This is a genomic window from Streptomyces sp. ADMS (genome assembly GCF_033441795.1).
In the GTDB taxonomy this organism is placed as follows: Bacteria; Actinomycetota; Actinomycetes; order Streptomycetales; family Streptomycetaceae; genus Streptomyces.
The window spans coordinates 1-1,729 of the sequence record NZ_JAVFVX010000293.1 but is presented as its reverse complement, the minus strand read 5'-3'; the positions used below and the strand labels follow the sequence as shown (position 1 = coordinate 1,729).

General features: G+C 69.9%; 3 protein-coding genes. All 3 read left to right on the top strand.

The window, feature by feature from the left end:
• The coding region (locus RB628_RS40475; RefSeq protein ID WP_318325643.1) for a cation-translocating P-type ATPase C-terminal domain-containing protein at positions 1-683 on the top strand (683 nt) is incomplete at its 5' end.
• Complete coding sequence (locus RB628_RS40470) at positions 680-1,339, top strand: TrkA family potassium uptake protein (RefSeq protein WP_318325642.1); 660 nt, start codon at positions 680-682, stop codon at positions 1,337-1,339. The genes RB628_RS40475 and RB628_RS40470, both read left to right, overlap by 4 nt.
• Positions 1,336-1,729 (top strand): NAD-binding protein (locus RB628_RS40465; protein WP_318325641.1); only part of this gene is annotated, 394 nt, incomplete at its 3' end. The genes RB628_RS40470 and RB628_RS40465, both read left to right, overlap by 4 nt.

Here is a 1,729-nt window from a genome sequence, read left to right as displayed (position 1 = left end):
AGAACATCCGCAAGTTCCTGGTCTACGTCTTCAGCAGCAACATCGGCGAGCTCGGCCCGATCCTGGCGGCGACGTTCACCGGGTTCCCCCTGGTACCCATCAGCGCGGTGCAGATCCTGGCGATCGACCTGGGCTCGGACGTGCTGCCCGCCCTGGCGCTGGGTGCGGAACGACCCGAGCCGGACGTGATGGACCGCCCGCCTCGCTCCAGGCGCGAGCGGCTGTTCTCCTCGGCGGTGGTGGGACGCATCCTGTTCCTGGGCGGCATCCAGGCGCTCGGCGTGTGCGCCGTGTTCTTCTGGCACATCCATTCCTCCGGCGTACCGTTCGAGGGCTTCACCGAGGACGATCCCGTCTACCGGGAGGCCGTCACGCTGGCCCAGGGCGCGATCGTGTTCAGCCAGTTCTTCATCTCGCTCGCGGTGCGCACCGACCGGCAGAGCATTCTGAAGGTGGGGCTGCTGTCCAATCCGGCCCTGCTGGCGGCCGGCGGCTTCGGCATCGCCCTCATGGCCGCGATCAGCTATGTACCGCTGCTCCAGGCCGTCTTCAACACCGCCCCGCTCGACGCCGCCGACTGGGCGGTACTGGCCGGGCTCGGGACCGTGCCTCTGATCGCGGACGAGGTCCGCAAGTGGTGGCTGCGCCGCCGCGCCGACCACCGGAAGGGAGCGCAACAGTGAAGGTGATCGTCGTCGGCTGCGGACGGGTGGGCACCACCCTCGCCGGTCTGCTCGCCTCCGAAGGGCACGACGTGCAGGTCGTCGACCGGCGTCCCAAGGCGGCCCGGCGGCTGCCCGACAGCCCCCGCATCCACTTCCACGAGGGCAACGGCTACAGCCGCTCCGTCCTCAAGGCCGCCGGTATCGAGCACGCGGACGCCTTCGTCGCCGTCACCTCCGGGGACAACAGCAACATCGTCAGCGCGCGCACGGCGAAGGAGACCTACCGCGTACCGAACGTCCTCGCCCGCATCTACGACCCCCGACGCGCCGACATCTACCGCGAACTCGGCATCCCCACCATCACCAGCGTCCGCTGGACGGTCCACCAGATCCACCAGATGCTCCTGCACCGCCATCTGTCCCCCGAAATCAGCTTCGGCAACGGCGAGACCCTGCTCTACCGCTCCGAACTGCCGGCCTATCTGACAGGGCGGCCGCTGACCGAGTTCGAGGTCGACGGCGAGATCCGCGTCGTCGAGGTCACCCGCGCCGGCCACTCCCTGATCCCCGCGCACAGCACGCCCGCGCGGGCAGGCGACCTGGTCACCTTCGCCGTCGCCGCGACCGCGCTCGGCAGGCTGCGCGGCTTTCTCGACAAGGAGCTGGGCACGTGAACGTGATCATCGCCGGGGCCGGACGCCTCGGCACCCAGATCGCCCAGGTACTCGCCGCCGCCCACAACGAGGTGACGCTGATCGACGCCGACGACGACCGCGTCGCCGAACTGGAGGGGCGCATCCCGGTGCGGCTCATCGCCGGGGACGCGTGTGAACCCACCCTTCTGGAACACGCCGGCGCGCTCACCGCCGACCTCCTCATCGCCACCACCGGGGACGACGAGGACAACCTCGTCATCAGCCTGCTCGCCAAACGACAGTTCTCGGTGCCCCGCGTGGCCGCCCGGTGCAACGACGCCGACAACGCCTGGCTGTTCGACGGGCGCTGGGGCGTCGACGTCGCCGTCCCCGCCGCCACCCCGCTGATCTCCCTCATCGAGGAGGCCA